The organism is Agarivorans aestuarii, assembly GCF_019670125.1.
GTDB lineage: Bacteria > Pseudomonadota > Gammaproteobacteria > Enterobacterales > Celerinatantimonadaceae > Agarivorans > Agarivorans aestuarii.
Window position 1 is genome coordinate 1,702,086 of sequence record NZ_AP023033.1, and the last position, 17,915, is coordinate 1,720,000.

Here is a 17,915-nt window from a genome sequence, read left to right on the forward strand (position 1 = left end):
TTCTCATGACGCCTTTTGTTTATCCTTCTGGTTATTCTGTTTTCGCTGGCGTTGATGAAGTAGGGCGTGGTCCCTTAGTGGGGGATGTGGTAACCGCAGCTGTTATCCTAGACCCTAAGCAGCCTATTACTGGGCTAAACGATTCCAAAAAACTCTCCGAGAAGAAACGTTTGGCACTCGCCGAGGAGATTAAGCAACATGCCATCGCCTGGGCGATGGGGCGAGCAACTCCTCAAGAAATAGATGAGCTGAACATTTTGCATGCAACCATGCTGGCAATGTCTAGAGCCGTTGCGGCCTTGAGCGTTACTCCTGAGTTTGCTTTGATCGATGGTAATCGAGAACCTCAACTAAACATTCCCTGCCAAGCGGTAATTAAAGGTGATGGTTTGGTAGCCGAAATTAGTGCTGCGTCTATTATCGCGAAAGTGGCGCGAGACCAAGAAATGGTTGAACTCGATGCCCGCTACCCAGATTATCAGTTTGCTAAACACAAGGGCTATCCAACAGCCCTGCACCTTGAAATGCTTGAGAAGCATGGTGCGATTGCCGAGCATCGCCGCAGTTTTAAACCGGTACAACGGGTATTAGGAGAGCTGTAGTTTTGTCTGAGTCAGCACTTACACCGAGTCCATCTTTTATTCATCTTCGGGTCCATTCAGACTTCTCGATGATGGACGGCCTTAAAAAAGTTAAACCGATTGTAGCCAAAGCTGCCGAGCTCAACATGCCCGCCATTGCCTTAACCGACCAAACCAACTTTTGTGGCTTGGTGAAGTTTTACGGTGAAGCTCATAATCAGGGTATAAAGCCAATTGTGGGCTGTGATTTTTATGTGCAGTCTGAAGAACTGGGAGATACTCAGTTTAGATTAACTCTACTGGCTAGTAATAATCAGGGCTATCAAAACTTAACCATGCTTATTTCTCGCGCTTATCTTAGAGGGCAATTGCAAGGCAAGCCGGTGATTGATAAGCAATGGCTAAGCGAGCACGCCGAAGGGCTTATTGTTCTATCGGGGGCGCGTCAAGGTGATGTAGGCATAGCGCTGCTTAAGGGAAACCATAAGCTGGTTGAGAGCAGTTTAGCTTTCTATCAGCAGCACTTTCCAAATAACTATTTCTTAGAACTGATTCGCACTGGTCGCCCCGATGAAGAAAACTACCTGCATATGGCGGTAGCGTTGGCTGCTGAGCAGCAACTGCCGGTAGTTGCTACCAATGAAGTGGTCTTTCTGGAGCCCGATCAGTTCCAACCTCACGAAGTGAGAGTGGCGATTCATGATGGTTTTGCTATTGAAGATAGTCGCCGACCGAAAAAATATAGTCCCCAACAATATTTGCGCAGTGAGCAAGAAATGCTGGAACTGTTTGCCGACATTCCAGAAGCTCTACAAAACTCCGTCGAGATTGCTAAACGTTGCAACGTAACAGTGCGTTTAGGTGAATACTTTTTGCCTGACTTTCCTACCGATGGCCTGCCCATTGAAGAGTTCTTCTGTAAAGTATCTTGGGATGGTTTAGAAGAGCGCTTAGAGTTTCTATTCCCCGATCCGGAAGAGCGTGCGAAGCGACGCCCAGAATACGATGAACGTTTGCAAATTGAACTGGACGTAATTAACCAAATGGGCTTCCCTGGTTACTTCCTTATCGTGATGGAGTTCATCCAGTGGAGTAAGGACAATAATATCCCAGTTGGACCTGGCCGGGGCTCAGGTGCAGGATCCTTAGTTGCTTATGCGCAAAAGATTACTGATCTAGATCCTCTTGAGTATGATTTACTCTTCGAGCGATTTTTGAACCCAGAGCGGGTATCAATGCCTGACTTCGATGTCGATTTTTGTATGGACCGTCGTGATGAGGTTATCGACCACGTAGCCGAGCTCTACGGCCGTGATGCGGTATCGCAGATTATTACCTTTGGTACCATGGCAGCTAAGGCTGTGGTGCGCGATGTGGGCCGTGTGCTTGGTCATCCTTTTGGTTTTGTTGACCGTATTTCAAAGCTAATTCCGCCAGACCCTGGTATGACCTTGGAAAAAGCCTTCGAAGCGGAGCCACGTTTACCAGAATTGTATAACGGTGACCAAGAAGTTCGCGAGTTGATAGACATGGCTCGGGTACTCGAAGGCGTTACCCGTAACGCCGGTAAACACGCCGGTGGTGTTGTTATTTCGCCCACTACCATTACAGACTTTGCACCGCTATATTGTGATGCAGAGGGTAAAAACCCGGTTACTCAGTTTGATAAAAATGATGTTGAATATGCCGGCTTAGTTAAGTTTGACTTCTTAGGCCTGCGTACTCTTACCATCATTCAATGGGCCTTGGATATGCTTAACCCCGTGCTAGAAGCCAAGGGTGAGCAGCCGATCGATATTGCGGCAATTTCTACCACTGACCAAAAATCATTTAGACTATTGCAAGACTGCAAAACTACCGCGGTATTCCAGTTGGAATCTCGCGGTATGAAAGACTTGATCAAGCGCCTTAAGCCTGACTGTTTTGAGGATATGATTGCACTTGTAGCTCTGTTCAGACCGGGTCCGCTGCAATCAGGCATGGTAGATAACTTTATCGAGCGTAAACATGGTCGAGAAGCAATTTCTTACCCTGATGAAACTTGGCAACACGACAGCTTGCAACCTATTTTAGAGCCAACCTACGGTATTATTCTTTACCAAGAACAGGTAATGCAGATTGCTCAGGTTCTAGCTGGTTATACCCTGGGTGGCGCTGACATGTTACGCCGGGCTATGGGTAAGAAAAAGCCTGAAGAAATGGCCAAGCAGCGGGCGGTATTTGAAGAAGGCTCAATTAAGAACGGAGTGGATGGCGAACTGTCCATGAAGATCTTTGACTTGGTAGAAAAGTTCGCTGGCTATGGTTTTAACAAGTCGCACTCAGCTGCTTATGCCTTAGTTTCTTACCAAACGCTCTGGATGAAGACGCATTACCCTGCTTACTTTATGGCAGCGGTTATGTCGGCGGATATGGATAACACCGACAAAATTGTTACATTGGTAGATGAATGTAACAACATGGGGTTAAAGCTGGTACCGCCTGATGTAAACACTGGTTTGTTCAAGTTCTCGGTTAACGCCGACGAGGAAATTGTTTATGGTATTGGCGCGATTAAAGGTGTTGGTGAAGGGCCTATTGATGCCATTTTAGAGGCCCGACAAAGTGGCCCATTCATCGACCTATTTGATTTTTGTTGTCGCTTAGACCTTAAAAAAATCAATAAAAGGGTGATAGAAAAGCTGATCATGGCTGGTGCCATGGACAAGCTAGGTCCGCACCGCGCCGCAATGATGGTGACTTTGCCAACAGCTTTGCAAGCCGCTTCACAACACGCAAAAGCTTCTGCTCGCGGTCAAGAAGACTTATTTGGCATTATTGCCGAAGAAGAGGATGAGCGCCCAGAATTTATTGATGAACCGGTTTGGACAGAAAAAGTCTGGTTAGAAGGGGAAAAAGAAACCCTTGGTTTATACCTCACTGGTCACCCGGTTAACCGCTACTTAAAAGAGTTTCGCCAATACACTACTGGCCGCTTGGTGGACATTCGTCCTACCGGCCGCGGTACCACTTCAACGGTAGCAGGCTTAGTACTTTCTACACGAGTAATGCTTACTAAGCGAGGCTCTAAAATGGGCATCATTCAACTAGATGATCGTAGTGCCCGTTTAGATGTAATGTTCTTTAGTGAAGCCTTCGATACCTACCAAGAATTATTAGAAAAAGATCGCATGTTGGTGATTCAAGGAGAGGTCAGCGTTGATGATTTCTCCGGAGGCATTAAAATGACTGCTCGTGAAGTCATGGATTTGTCGATGGCCCGTGAGCGTTGGATGAAAAAACTGCGGTTACGGATGTCTCGTGACCAGCTAGATGAATTGTTCTGGCAAAGATTTTATGAAGTGTTAGAGCCTTATCGAGCGGGAACCTGCCCAATAGCAATAAGTTATGAGGGCGATAATGCCAGTGGCATGTTAAGCTTAGGCACCGATTGGCGAATTACGCCGAGTGAAGATTTAATAGAGGCGTTGACCCAACTGCTGGGACAACAGCAAGTCACCCTAGAATTTAATTAAGAAAAAGATTATATGAATCCGAATTTTCTAGAGTTTGAGCAGCCGATTGCTGAGCTGCAAGCGCAAATTGAAGAGTTGCGCATTGTAAATGAAGAATCTGGCGTAGATGTAGATTTACAGGAAGAAATCTCTCGTTTACAACAAAAGCAAAACGATTTAACCCAAAAGATATTCTCAGACTTAGGTGCTTGGCAAGTTGCGCAGTTAGCGCGTCATCCTAATCGCCCTTATGTATTAGATTACATCGAACACATATTCACCGACTTCGATGAGTTAGCCGGTGATAGAGCCTATGCTAATGATGAAGCGATTGTTGGTGGTATGGCACGTTTAGACGGCAAACCAGTAATGATTATTGGTCAGCAAAAAGGTCGTGAAACCAAAGAAAAGATCCGTCGTAACTTTGGCATGCCAAAACCAGAAGGCTACCGTAAAGCGCTGCGCTTGATGGAAATGGCTGAACGTTTCAATATGCCGATCATTACCTTTATTGATACTCCTGGCGCATACCCTGGTGTAGGCGCAGAAGAGCGTGGACAAAGTGAAGCGATTGCTAAAAACCTATTAGTTATGGCTGGCTTAAAAGTACCGACTATTTGTACCGTTATTGGTGAGGGTGGTTCTGGTGGTGCTTTAGCAATTGGCGTGGGTGACCGCGTTAACATGCTGCAATACAGTACTTATTCGGTGATTTCTCCAGAAGGTTGCGCATCGATTTTGTGGAAGAGTGCTGATAAAGCGCCTGTTGCAGCCGATGCTATGGGCATTACTTCAGAGCGCCTAAAGGAACTCGACTTAATCAATGACATCGTACCGGAGCCTCTAGGCGGTGCGCATCGTGATGTAGCAGCTATGGCTCTGAATCTTAAAGCTAAGCTATTGAGTGATTTAGAAAGCCTATCAGCCTTAGACACTGACACCTTGTTAGAGCAGCGCTATCAGCGCTTAATGTCCTACGGATATTGCTAATAATGAACTAGGGCATTGGTTTCTCCAATGCCCTATTAAGAGGTTAATTTGTCCCTTCAATCTCGCTTTTCCCACTCCCTAGTTTCACTTCCTTCAACAACTCAACGTATTGTTATTGCTCTTAGTGGCGGCTTAGATTCAAGCGTACTATTGCACTTAGCAGCCCAGTACCATAGATCTCACCGGCACTTAGAGTTGCTAGTTGTGCACGTAAACCATGGCCTGCAAGAGCAAGCAAATAACTGGCAACTTAGCTGCCAGCAGCAAGCTGAGGTACTGGGTATAAACTTTGTGGCTGAGGAGGTTGATGTTGAGGTAAGCTCGCGCACCAGCCTAGAAGCAGTGGCGCGAGAAAAGCGCTATCAAGCCTTAGCCAAGTATATTGATGCCAATAGTTGCCTGCTTACTGGGCACCATGCAGATGACCAGTTTGAAACCTTTATGTTGGCGCTTAAGCGGGGAAGTGGCTTGCAGGGGCTAGCCGCAATGCCGCCTATGCGCAGTTTTGCTACAGGGTGTTTGTTAAGGCCTTTATTATCGGTTAAACGAGCAGAGTTAGAAAGCTATGCTCGTCAGCAACAACTCAGTTGGATAGAAGATCCAAGTAATCAGTCTTTAGATTATGATCGTAACTTCTTGCGACATAAGGTATTACCAGAGCTCACCGAGCGCTGGCCTCAATGGCTAGCATCTACTCAGCGTAGCGTTCAACTCTTGCAAGAGTCTGTAGAGTTGTTGGAAGAGCTGGCTGAGTCTGATTACCAAAGCCTCAAGCGAGAGCAAACACTGTGTAGTGAAAACTTGTTGCTGCTTTCTGCAAAACGCCAACGAAACGTGCTCCGTTACTGGTTAAAGCTTATGGGCTGGGCTTACCCAAGCCAAGCGCAATTAGAGCAAATCCTCATTCAAACCTCTGCACAACAAGATGCCAAAGTAGCCGTTGCACTTGCCGAAGGAGAGTGTCGTCGCTACCAAGCGTGTTTGTATTTAGTGCGAAAAGCTGAATTGCTGGAGTCAGAACTGGTAAGCGGCTGGAACCTCGCCACCACGCCAATATTAACGCTGGCTAACGGTAGTCAGTTAGCTTGGCAAGATGGTGGCAAATTGTTGCCGCCCTCTAGCACTCAGCAGGTTTGTGTTAAATTTAGAACTCATCTACAGCAAAGAGAGTTTAATGCTGCTGGGCGAGTGGGCAGCAGAAGCATTAAAAAGCTATTACAAGAATGCAAGTTACCGCCTTGGCAACGAAACCGAGTGCCCTTTGTGTTTTATGATGAGGTATTAGTAGCGATAGCTGACGTTTATATTCAGAAAGACTATGCATGCCCTCATAACAAGGGCATTACTCTTAACTGGTTGCCGACTTGTTAGCGTAAAGCTGCTCATCAGCGCTTTGGATTAGGCTTTCGCTATTGCTGCCTGGTGTCCATTCGCTTACCCCAATACTTGCTGAAATATCGTATTGAGCCAGAAGTGGTGATTCTTCAAGTTTGGCGTGTAAGCGTTTAATCACTTTTTGCGCAGAGTACTCGGTGGCCGGGCGCAATAACATAGCGAACTCATCGCCACCCACTCTAAAAGCCTGATCGCCACTTCTAATTACCGACTCGAGTACTTTGGCAAAGCTAATTAATACTTGGTCGCCAACCGGATGGCCAAGCGAATCATTCACTTGCTTAAACTTGTTCAAGTCTAACAGAATAAGTACTAAGCCACCTTGTTGCTGGCTTTGACGGGTTTGCTGTTCAATAGACGTATGTAAAGATTCATCGAAATGGGCACGATTACCGATACCGGTTAAGTAGTCATTACGCACCCGCTCTTGTAATCGAGCTATCTGCAGGGCATGTTTTAATGGAGCCTGCAGCAGTTGCGTTAGCTGGCGGAGTTGATGAATTTCATTACGCTGAAATGGCGTATCGCGGGTAAAGGTAATAATCGCTAAGGGTTGGCTTTTATTGTTGAGATTAAAACTACGGTAGTAGCGCTGGCCTTCAAATAGGCTAACTTCGGTTTGCAGGCTATCACTAACTAAACGCATGGCCGAAAACTCAACGTAATTCGTTGCCATAGCGGCAAAGTTTTGCAGTAACTCATCTAACTGTAAGCTTTCTTGCAAAGACTCAAGAATACTCAGCTTCTGAACAGCACTAAGTTTAGCGTCATTAGAAAAATGTGATATTTTTCTTGGGCTTACAATATTGTTCTGCGCTAATTGTAGAGAATCCATAGTTACTTTACTCTTATCTAATCTTGCTGTTTAGCGTCAAAAAACGCCGCTAATTAAGAATAAAGCAATTTGTAGGCCAGCTAATCTTCCAAAAAAGCCAAAATTTTGTCAATTTGCTGCAGAGTGTTTTGGTATCCCTCTCTTATCAAATAGTTAGTGTAATCTTGTTCGAACATTAAAAAACTGGTGATGGCCGAAGGTTTGTCTTTTTTGATGCCTAAGGTAGCCAGCATCAGCCGAACCGAAAGAGGCAATATACTAAAGTGGTTGTGTGCGGTTTGTTCGAAATCGATATTAGGTTTAACGCTTAAAGAGTGAATAGGGCGTAAATCCAATTGTTCTTGCTGTAGCGGGCTTAATAACTCTATGGTTCGGTTGATCCGCTGCAAGCGCTCTAGATCTGAGTTTAGCGTATCGGAAAACACCGAGTCGAGAAGATGACCAGCAATGGTCGCGCTATTCGGCGGAGGACAATCTATCGCGCAGTTGGGTTTGCGAGGTTGTTCAAGGTGAATGGCTAAAATTTTGTCGGCGCCTAAATGGATTGCGGGGCTAAGTGGGCAAAGCTGATGAATGGAGCCATCGCCGTAGTAATCTTGACCTACTTTCTCCGCTGGAAATATCAGAGGTATGGCTGTTGAAGCAAGTAGGTGGCTGGTATGGATTTGGGTCTTTCGCCCCAGCCGCCTGGCGCGTTGCCAGTTTTGTTGATGCTGCTTGGCTTGAAAAAAAGATAAGGACTGACCGTCTTGGTAATTTGAAGCGGTGACCGATAAGGCATGCAAATAGCCGGTGGCAATGTTCTGATCGATTCGCTTGTAGTTAAGGTAATCGTTTAATAAGGCCTGTAAGGGCTGGTTATTGAGTAAGGAAAAGCCTTGTTGCTGGCTATAGTCTGCATGCAGGCTTTTGCACACCATTGATGATAATTGCTTGGCTATGGCTAAACTGTCGGTTCTAAAAACTTGCTCACATTTAAAGTTACGCCAAATATATTCAAGCTTTTTAACCCCTAATCGAAAGCAGGACGCATAGACGCCTAGCGCGGTAGCGTTTATAGCACCCGCGGATGTACCACAAAGTATTGAAAAGGGACTGGCATGGTTTCTTGGGTATTGCTCCGCAATCGCTTTTAGAACCCCAACTTGGTAGGCCGCTCGCGCGCCTCCGCCGGTAAGAACGAGAGCGACTTTGGGTTTGTTTTTAGTGCTAGCCTTTTGATTCATAATCATATCTTAGCACAGCGTTTTAGCACTGCTTGCTGGTGATATCACACTACCAAAAACAAAAAAAGCCGGCTAAGGCCGGCTTATTAACTTAACGAGTACGCGTTAGAATTGTTCGAAAATTTGCTCTACCGCTACTTCAATTTTCTCACCATTACGGCGGTTCTTATATTCGATCACACCTTTGTCGAGGCTGCGGTCGCCAATAACGATAACGTGTGGAATACCGATAAGTTCAATATCGGCAAACATTACCCCTGGGCGCTCTTTACGATCGTCAAATAACACATCAATGCCGCGTTGCTTTGCTTCTTCATAAAGCTTGTTGGCAACTTCTTGAACACGATGAGATTTATGCATGTTCATTGGCACAATAGCTAGCTTGAAAGGTGCAATATTATCTGGCCATATAATGCCGTATTTGTCATGGTTTTGCTCAATGGCTGCAGCAACAATACGAGAGATACCAATGCCGTAACATCCCATTTCTAGGGTTACGTTTTTGCCGTTAGTACCTAGCACACCGCAATTCATTTTTTCAGAATAGTTGGTGCCAAGCTGGAAAATATGACCAACTTCTATACCGCGTTTTAAAGCAATGGTACCTTGGCCACATGGGCTTGGGTCGCCTTCAACAACATTGCGGATATCTGCAACCTCGCCAAGAGCTACATCTCGCTCCCAGTTAATGCCGAAGTAGTGCTTGTCATCTACGTTTGCACCAGCGCCAAAGTCGCTACAATGAGCTGCCGCGCGATCTATAATAACCGGCATTGGAAGGTTCACTGGCCCTAAAGAACCAGGACCTGCGCCAACCGCTGCGCGAATTTCTTCTTCACTGGCAAACTCAAGAGGCGAAGCTATCTCTGTTAAGTTTTCTGCTTTAATTTCATTGAGTTCGTGGTCGCCACGGACAATCAACGCAATTAGTGAGTGTTCAGATTCTTCGGCGGCTTTTACTATTAAAGTTTTAACCGTTTGTTCTATTTTGATATCGAACTGTTCAACTAGTTCGGCAATCGTTTTAGCATTCGGTGTGGCAACTTCTTGCATCTCTTGGCTAGGTGCTGCGCGCTCGCCTGAAGGTGCTAATGCTTCAGCTTTTTCAATATTAGCTGCAAATTCTGATTCAGTAGAGAAAGCAATTAAATCTTCGCCGCTTTCTGCCAATACGTGGAATTCATGCGATGCAGAGCCGCCAATCGCACCGGTATCGGCTAGCACTGGGCGGTAGTCTAGACCCATGCGGTCAAAGGCCTTACAGTATGCCTGATGCATTTGGGCGTAGGTTTTTTCTAAACCTTCTTTATCGATATCAAAACTGTAAGAATCCATCATGGTAAATTCGCGCGAACGCATTACACCAAAGCGTGGACGAACTTCATCGCGGAATTTGGTTTGGATTTGATACAGATTTAGAGGTAATTGCTTGTAAGAGTTTACCTCATGACGAACCAAACTAGTGATTACTTCTTCAGCAGTAGGGCTTAGCACAAAAGGGCGCTCGTGGCGGTCAGTAAAGCGCAGTAGCTCTGCCCCCATCTTTTCTGAGCGACCGGTTTCCTCCCATAACTCAAAAGGCTGTACCACAGGCATCAAGGTTTCAACTGCGCCTGCGTTATTCATTTCTTCACGAACAATGTGTTCTACTTTTTGTAGAACGCGTAAGCCGTTTGGTAGCCAAGTGTATAGACCCGAGGCGAGTTTGCGTACCATTCCCGCGCGCAACATTAATTGATGAGAGATAATCTCTGCATCGCTAGGGGTTTCTTTTTGAGTTGCCAGAAGATAGTTGCTAGAACGCATATCTGTCCTTTCATTTAGCTATTAAATTGCGGCGATTGTAACAGGCTAATTTAGCTCTGTCAGGCCTTGTCACGGCGGTCGCCGATGATTTTTGCAGGGTTACCGGCAACGATAGCCCATTTAGCCACATTTTTAGTGACTACCGCTCCCATGCCAACGACCGCATGATCGCCAATCTCAATGCCATCAACAATGCAGGCGTTAGCGCCAATCCATACATCTTCGCCAATTATGACTCCCAGGGATTGGCTGTTTTGTCGCCAAATATCTTGCTCTGGGTGCATGCCATGGTTGAAGGCATAAATTTTAACACCGTTGGCAATGCGGCTGTTGTTGCCAATGCTTACGCCTTTTTGCCCGCCGTCGATGGAACAGCCATGGTTTATGGCTACTTGGTCACCAATGGTAATTGGACCATGCAAGAAGCTTTGAGCAGCCACAAATGAACTTTCACCCAGCGAGACTAAACGGCCGGGTTCGGCAAAAATATTAGCATCGGGAGCAATGAAGCAGTTTTCGCTTAGTTGAACCGTTTCTAATGCTTGCAAACGCTGTTGAATATCATCCTGCCAAGGCTTGGCCCATTGTAGATGTTTAGCTTTTAAGCGGTAATATAGCCACGGCATCCAAGCCAGCCGCTGTTTGTGCTGTTGCTGATAGTCCTGAGGTTCAAGCTGCATGGGTCACCGAAACAATTTCTACCTGTGACTCACCGGTATTAACTTCTATGATTCGCCAGCGGATATTAAACTGATACAACGCTACACCATATTCTCGGTCGTCAGTTTTGTTTTGTTTATAAGCGGGGCGGGGATCTTGCGCTAGCACTTGCTCTATCACTAGCCCTTGAGTTTGCTCCACCTTTAGTTGTTGGGCTTGTTGTAAGGCTTGACTTGTCCATGTTACTCGCAGCTGATGTTGTGGCGCTTGCTGGGCATAACCTGCCTGTGCGTTAGGAATGCTATCGGCATAAGGTAAATAGGGCTTTACATCATATATGGGAGTGCCGTTGACTAAATCGCCCCCCTTAAAATGCATGGCGAGTTTCTTAGGGCTGCGCTCTACGTGGCTAAGTTCAAGTAGCGATAAACCTAAATGATTCGGTCTAAATGATGAACGCGATGCCAATACACCCACTTTTTTATTGCCACCTAAACGCGGCGGTCTTACTTTTGCCTTCCAGCCAGATTGAACATTTTGATGAAAGGCAAACACTAACCAAAAGTGACTAAACTGTTCCACTTCATCAAGTAAGTCTGGGTTAGCAAATTCAGCGTTGAAAACTAAACTGCTGGTTGTTGCACTCACTAAGCCGGGTTGGCGAGGAACCGAAAACTTCTCTTGATAAGGGGAGTGGATTAGGCCCAAGGGGGATAAATGTAAATTCATTACTTTTCTATTTTGTATGCTTTGCCAAAACAGCTAAGCATAGCAATGCATGCTGCGGGTTCTTCGATGGGGTAGCATTGTTGCACCGTGACCACATTGGCACCAATGCTTGCCGCTTGTTCTCGAAGATTGTTGCGCGCATCCACTTGTTGTGGAGGTGCTTGGTTGGCTTTTTCCTGGCAACTCACTCCTTCTACAATGCCCAAATACTCGGCTTGTAAGGGATCAATTTGTTGGTCGCTGTATATTTCAACGCTGGTAGCTGGCAAGTAATTCTCAAAGTTTTCTTTATCCACATTGGTATTAAAGCTGTAGTTGCCACTGCAAGCCAACAAGCTGCTGCTAAGCGCCATTATTAGAAAAACACGCATATACTTCCCTTGGTTTAAATACTTGAAGCTGGTCATTAGCTGTTAAAATTGACATGTACTTATTGATAATACTGGGTTTATTATAACATCACTTAGTTTCGCTTGTTGTTTCAAGTTAATGCTGAATAGCGAAAAAGCTTTTAGGATGTTTTACCAAGGATATAGGTAATGTCTAAACCTAGCGTCAGCATGTTTCGCAAACTAGATTTAGCATGGCAGCATAGTATCGGCTTATTATTTTCGCTGGTGTTGGTGGTTGCCTTGGCTTTTTGGGGACGCCAGTCTTCAGCTTCAGTAGCCCCCTTAGCCACTGTTATCGTGGCGATTCTCAGTATTATTCTGCCGCTTTCTGTTGGCTTAATGTGCCGCAGTTTTTACCGGAAAAAATACAGTTATACCATGTTGGTTTTCGGCGCCGCCTTTTTCTCGGTATCGGGTTTAGAGCTTTGCTATTTTATTCTCAACTCCCCCTCGTTTTTAAGTGCTCAGCCATTATCGTTAAATACTGTAGCAATCTGGTCTGGGTTGATTACGCGTGGCTTTTTAGCCGCAGTATTACTTATTTGTGGAGTGTTGCTTAGCCGCTATGAGCGTTTAGCCAACGGCGGGAAAATGAGCATAATGGTGCTGGCTATTGGCAGCGTGATATTTTCTTTTCTAAGCGTCGCTTTTCTTTATGTTGTTTCTTTACCTTTCATGCAGGTGGCTTTAGCCCATCTTCATTCTGTGTTGGAATTGTTAGTGACTGCAGTATTTGCTATTGCCATTACCTATTTTGGTTGGCGTGGCAGGTGGTTAAATTGCACACTTGAATGTGGCGTATTTGCTTGTGTGTGTATTCAATTCATTTTGTACTTTTGGCCGGTTTCAGAAGACTTAGGGCTAAACAGCTTTGCGGTATTTTCTCTGTCGTTAATAAAACTAAGCAGTTACTTGGTAGTCGCCGTTGCCAGCTACTTGGAGTTACGAGCTCCTGCACCAGTGACTGCATTGGAGCGAGAGCGACGCCGTGAAGACCGTCTGATTCGCCTAATGGAACGGGCTCGGGGGAAACAACGCTCGTGGTTTAAACGCAGTAAAAGCTCCATAAGTACTTACGTTACTCTGTTGAGTGGTTGCCTGGTGGTAGCAGGGGTTACAGTAACCTATCTCATCTTTTATTTTTCTTTTGTTGCCAGTTTAGAGAGCGAGCGCGAGCAGCAACTAAGTTTACGAAATGCAATACAAGTTGAGCGTCTCGACCGTGAAATATCACACGCTTATGAAGAGCTCAGCCATTTAGCTGAGCAATCCTTGCTTAATGGCTTTATTCAGCAGCAGTTTGTAAACGACCAATTCGTAAATCTAGAACCTGATTTCTGGCATTCTCGTTTAAGTAGCGATATTCGACAGTTACTTAAACGGGAAAAAGCGCTACTAGCCGCGCATCTTATTGTGGTTAGCCAAGGCCAACAGTTTGAATATCTATCTGTAGGAAAGCGAATTGGTCACACCTTGCCTAAAGCATTGCTGTTAGATGCAGAAAAGTTGCCAGGTAGAGTGCATGCTCAAACAATCAGACAAAATAGCCATGGCGTATGGTATTTGGCAACCAGTGTGCTGCATAGCGATGGCGGTGTTGCTGCCATTTGGCTTTTTGAGTATCGCCTTGATGACCTATTTAAAGTATCGCAGCAAGCTTCATCAAATCGCTCTAGCCAGCATGCTGAAACCACCATTGGACCTTTATTAGTGTTCGACATTAATGGTGAGAGATTGTGGCGAAGTGAACATGGCCGGGGGCAGTCTACCAGTTTTCAAGCCTCAGAATACCAACGTATCAAGCAGCTAATTAACTCCCCAGTAAAAGAACTACCAGAGCAGGTAGTTAAGTTTGGCTCATACATTTTAAGTATTCAGCGCTTGCCTTATCTGCCGTCGAACAACCAAGAGTATTTGGACTTGGTACAAATAGCCGATTACGAGGAAACTATCGCAGCTTCACAAATGGCGGCCAAGCAAGCCCTATTAGCTGCTGCGGTGGTCATTGGTTTGATGGTGTTAGTAGGTTGGTTTTTTGCTCACACTATAGTCGCGCCATTGCGCTACATTACCAACGCTACTTTGTTATTTGGTGAGCGAAATATACAGGTGACCTTACCGGATAAGTCGAATGATGAAGTGGGCGTATTAGCCCGAGCCATAGGCCAAATGACTGCAAAAGTAGATGCTCGAACTGAACAGCTGAATGATGAAATTACCGAACACCAGCGCAGCCAGCAACAGCTAAGCATTGCTCGGCGAGACGCAGAAGCTGCTTCGCAAGCGAAAAGCGACTTTTTGGCCATGATGAGTCACGAGATCCGTACCCCGCTAAACGGTATTTTAGGCATGACTCAGTTACTCAGTGCTTCCTCGTTGTCTGAGGAGCAAATCGAGCACGTGAATACTGTTCGTCTTTCCGGCAAAGCCTTGTTAGTAATTGTTAACGATGTACTGGATTTCTCTAAGGTAGAAGCCGGTAAAATGGAGCTGCGTTTAGATGCTTTTAGCTTGCATTTAAGCTTGTTGGAGGTGGTTAAGCTATTCTCTCCTCAAGCTAAAGCCAAGCACTTGAGTTTGAATCTCGATTATCCCGAGCATTTACCTAAAGTGTTCATTGGCGATCAGGGCAGGGTGCAGCAAATATTCATCAATCTCGTCAACAATGCCATAAAGTTTACCGAAGTAGGCACGGTAAATTTAAGTGTTGAATATAGTCAACAGCCAAGCGCGGAGGAAAGTGTGTTGGTTAGAGTGACCGATAGCGGCATTGGCATTGCAGAAGAGTCTATTGGTAACTTGTTCATGCCTTTTGCTCAGGCTGATAGCTCAACAACTCGCCGTTATGGGGGAACCGGCTTAGGGCTGGCCATTTGTCAGCGCATTGTCTCCTTAATGGGTGGTGATATATCAGTTACATCGGGTTTGGGGGTTGGTTCAGAGTTTAGTGTGAGCTTACCTTTGCAAAGTGTTGAAGATGATGTGTTGAGCGTAAGTGTCACCGACAGTCGAGAGCAGGCGGTATTAAGCAAATTGTCTGGCCACGTGCTTTTGGTTGAAGATACGGTTGTAAATCAACGCGTTGCTAGCCACATGTTAGACAGTTTCGGCCTTAAAGTGATGATTGCCCGTGATGGTCATGAAGCTATAGAACTGTTTAAGCGTTGGGGTTCAAAGTTATCTTTAATTTTGATGGATTGTTTGATGCCTGACTTGGATGGCTATGAAGCCACCATGATTATTCGAGAATTAGAAAACCTTGCTCAACGCACTCCTATTATCGCTTTAACAGCTAGCGCTAGCTTGGAAGCAAAACAAGCCTGTTTTGATGCCGGAATGGATGATTATGTGACTAAACCGTTTGACCGAGTAGGTTTATATGTTTGCCTGCGTAAATGGTTGAATACAAAGAATGCTGGTGTAGAGCAAAGATTGCTAGCAAGTAGCGATGAACTTACCACAACTCAATATCAACGCATTTCACCAACTGAGCTTACTAAGTTGTCGGAAAGCATGGGTGATGAGTTTGATGCCTTATTACAGGAGTATCATAAAGGTGCTGAGGCGATGATTGAAGAGCTATTGCAAGCGCTACAGGATAAGCGTTATCAAGATACGATACGCTTGGCTCATGGGCTTAAATCTAGCAGCAGCTACTTTGGCGCTAGCAGTTTACAAGCTCAGTGTTTAGCGCTTGAAGAAGGCTTGAAAAAACAACCGATTTTGGATGAGCATATAGCACTTGCTGCTGGCTTATTTGGCACTCTTAGTGAAACTATGCTGGAAATAGAACAGCATATGCGCTTATATTCTAAATAGATTCATTTTTAGGTTTGCTGGATGTAAACCACGATGCGTTGTAGCTTTAGGCAGATAGACTAGCCTTAAACAACAGCATCGTTTTTTTGTGAAACAAGGGAGTTCTCTTCGTGTCTATTTCGAATAAGCTGCTATCAGCTTTTGGTTTCGTTGCTGTTTTGATGTTTTGTTCCGCCGTTATTGTGTTTATTCAACTAGACAAAATTACTCAAAAAGAGCGGCAAATTGTTGAAGTTAGTGTTCCTGTGGTTGCCCAAAGCAAAGAAATCGAACGACACCTTCAACAGTCACTTAGTGCTCTTCGGGCATACCTCATTCATGGCGCCGATAAACAACGCGCAGAGCATTTTCAAAGCCTGTTTGAACAGTCTTGGCTAAACATAGATTTGGCTGTAGAACAGATCCAGCTGTTAAGTGATATAGCGGTTCCAGAGCAAACCTTAACTAGCTTTTTAGCGCTAAAAGAATTGCAGCAACAAATTATTAAAATTTCCAATAGTGAAGATAATCTGCCCGCACATGCATTATTGCTGTTTGATATTGCGCCCTTGGCTGAAGAAGCGATGAATCAGGTTTCCAGTGCTGTCACCGAAGAAATCTCTCAACCCGGCTTATATAGCCCCAAGAAACGGGTGCGCTTGCTAGCGGATATGAGCGAAGCACGTAATGAACTGGCTAATGCCCTAACTAGTTTACGTAGCTTTATTATTACTGGTGATAAGTATGAACAAGAGAAATACCAAGAGTACTTTGCCAGACATAAACAGAGGGTAGCGGATGTAGAGGCAGCAAACACCTTATTTACCGAAGAGCAAAGTCGTTTGTGGCAACAATTTGTCGAGTTAGTTGATATTTTTGTTCCCTTAGTCGATGAGATGTTTGTGATAAGAGCAGCGCCTGATTGGAATATTGCCAACTACCGGATGGCCAACGAAGTCATTCCCTTGGTGGCTGAGATAGAATTGCAGCTTAACGACTGGAATATGCAGCAGCAGAATGTATTAGTCGGTCATCAACAGGATTTAGAGCGCCTAGGGGAGCAAGTTGTGCTGGTGGTATTTGCCGGCGCTGCTATCGCTGCTCTATTAGGGGGCTTGGTGGTACTTTGGTTAACTCGTCAAATTAAATCCAATTTGGCCTTAGTTAATCAACGAGCTATGCAAATAGCTGACGGTAACCTTTCACAAGCGGCTTTAAAAGTTAACAGTAAAGACGAGGTAGGGCAGCTTACTAGCTCAATCAATGCGATGGCAGAGCAGCTCAAAGGGCTAATAACCGAAGTGAATCAAACTGCTGCAGATGTGAGTCAAAGCAGTGTGAAGGTCTTTGATAAGAGCTCGGGCATTGGCACCGCTCTAGATGAACAGCGTTCGAAAGTCGATTCCGCAGCTACTGCCATTGAAGAGATGTCTGTAGCAGCCAGAGAAATAGCGCAAAACACTTCTCAAGCTGCTGACCATGCAAGAGATTGCGGAGACGTAGCAAGCCAAGGTGGGCAAGTGGTGACAGATACCATTTCCATTATGCAAAAAATCGAAGGTTCTGTAAGTGATAGTAATCAGCACATCGCTAAGTTAAACCTGGCCGGTGAAGAGGTAGAAAAGATTACCGATGTAATTGCTGGCATCGCTGAGCAAACTAATCTATTAGCGCTCAATGCAGCCATTGAAGCAGCACGTGCTGGCGAGCAAGGGCGTGGTTTTGCTGTAGTGGCTGACGAAGTGCGTAGCTTAGCAAGCCGAACTAGCCAATCCACTGAAGAGATTGCTCGAATTATCAACCAAATTCGTAGCCTAACTGAAGCGGCTAACCAGAGTATGTCAAAAAGTACTGAACTGGTTTCTAGCGGCCGCAATGTGGTGAATAAGGCAGGAGATGCGTTGCATCAAGTTATCGACACTACCCAAGGCGTTACTGAAATGGTTACGGCGATTGCGGCAGCTACCGAGGAACAATCTGCAGTGGCCACCGATGTGGCGTCGACTCTG

Annotated in this window: 12 protein-coding genes (1 of these 12 only partly in view); 6 read left to right on the forward strand and 6 right to left on the reverse strand. The window is 45.4% G+C overall.

Annotated features, from left to right (window positions below):
* Positions 1 to 5 precede the first annotated feature (5 nt).
* Genes rnhB through tilS form a run of 4 tightly spaced genes read left to right on the forward strand, consistent with a single transcriptional unit; the run spans position 6 to position 6,436 of the window.
* A complete protein-coding gene (rnhB, locus tag K5609_RS07940; RefSeq protein ID WP_221076697.1) occupies positions 6 to 602 on the forward strand; it encodes a ribonuclease HII in 597 nt (198 codons plus the stop codon).
* A 2-nt stretch (positions 603 to 604) separates the two neighbouring features.
* Complete coding sequence (dnaE, locus tag K5609_RS07945) at positions 605 to 4,096, forward strand: DNA polymerase III subunit alpha (protein ID WP_281423338.1); 3,492 nt, start codon at positions 605 to 607, stop codon at positions 4,094 to 4,096.
* Between the two features lie 12 nt (positions 4,097 to 4,108).
* Complete coding sequence (gene accA, locus K5609_RS07950) at positions 4,109 to 5,065, forward strand: acetyl-CoA carboxylase carboxyl transferase subunit alpha (RefSeq protein WP_221076698.1); 957 nt, start codon at positions 4,109 to 4,111, stop codon at positions 5,063 to 5,065.
* Positions 5,066 to 5,113: 48 nt separating this feature from the next.
* Positions 5,114 to 6,436, forward strand: coding sequence for a tRNA lysidine(34) synthetase TilS (gene tilS, locus K5609_RS07955; protein ID WP_221076699.1), 1,323 nt, complete (start codon positions 5,114 to 5,116; stop codon positions 6,434 to 6,436).
* Here tilS and K5609_RS07960 read toward each other — a convergent pair.
* The 6 genes from K5609_RS07960 to rcsF all read right to left on the reverse strand — a co-directional run bounded on the left by K5609_RS07960 (position 6,414) and on the right by rcsF (position 12,087).
* On the reverse strand, positions 6,414 to 7,295 hold the full coding sequence (locus tag K5609_RS07960; RefSeq protein WP_221076700.1) for a GGDEF domain-containing protein: 882 nt from the start codon (positions 7,293 to 7,295) through the stop codon (positions 6,414 to 6,416). The two genes, tilS and K5609_RS07960, sit on opposite strands and share 23 nt — an antisense overlap.
* An 80-nt stretch (positions 7,296 to 7,375) precedes the next feature.
* Positions 7,376 to 8,521 carry a patatin-like phospholipase family protein gene (locus tag K5609_RS07965; RefSeq protein WP_221076701.1) on the reverse strand — a complete coding sequence of 382 codons (1,146 nt, stop codon included), beginning with the start codon at positions 8,519 to 8,521 and terminating at the stop codon, positions 7,376 to 7,378.
* 105 nt (positions 8,522 to 8,626) lie between these two features.
* Positions 8,627 to 10,327: a proline--tRNA ligase gene (locus tag K5609_RS07970; RefSeq protein ID WP_221076702.1), complete on the reverse strand. Its 1,701-nt coding sequence runs from the start codon at positions 10,325 to 10,327 to the stop codon at positions 8,627 to 8,629.
* 59 nt (positions 10,328 to 10,386) lie between these two features.
* The gene (locus K5609_RS07975) at positions 10,387 to 11,007 is read right to left on the reverse strand and encodes an acyltransferase (RefSeq protein ID WP_221076703.1); all 621 of its coding nucleotides are present in this window, start codon (positions 11,005 to 11,007) and stop codon (positions 10,387 to 10,389) included.
* Complete coding sequence (gene tsaA, locus K5609_RS07980) at positions 10,997 to 11,716, reverse strand: tRNA (N6-threonylcarbamoyladenosine(37)-N6)-methyltransferase TrmO (RefSeq protein WP_221076704.1); 720 nt, start codon at positions 11,714 to 11,716, stop codon at positions 10,997 to 10,999. The genes K5609_RS07975 and tsaA overlap by 11 nt, the downstream gene beginning before the upstream one ends.
* Positions 11,716 to 12,087, reverse strand: a complete 372-nt coding sequence (gene rcsF / locus K5609_RS07985; RefSeq protein ID WP_221076705.1) for an Rcs stress response system protein RcsF — start codon at positions 12,085 to 12,087, stop codon at positions 11,716 to 11,718. Before rcsF ends, tsaA begins: the two co-directional genes overlap by 1 nt.
* A 168-nt stretch (positions 12,088 to 12,255) precedes the next feature.
* Between rcsF and K5609_RS07990 the strand changes: the two genes are divergently transcribed.
* Both K5609_RS07990 and K5609_RS07995 read left to right on the forward strand, forming a co-directional pair.
* A complete protein-coding gene (locus K5609_RS07990; RefSeq protein WP_221076706.1) occupies positions 12,256 to 15,927 on the forward strand; it encodes an ATP-binding protein in 3,672 nt (1,223 codons plus the stop codon).
* Between the two features lie 110 nt (positions 15,928 to 16,037).
* Positions 16,038 to 17,915, forward strand: partial view of a methyl-accepting chemotaxis protein gene (locus K5609_RS07995; RefSeq protein WP_221076707.1) — the 5' portion only. The gene runs 123 nt beyond the window's last position; 1,878 of the gene's 2,001 nt are visible here — the first part of the coding sequence; the start codon lies at positions 16,038 to 16,040; its stop codon lies beyond the right edge, outside the window.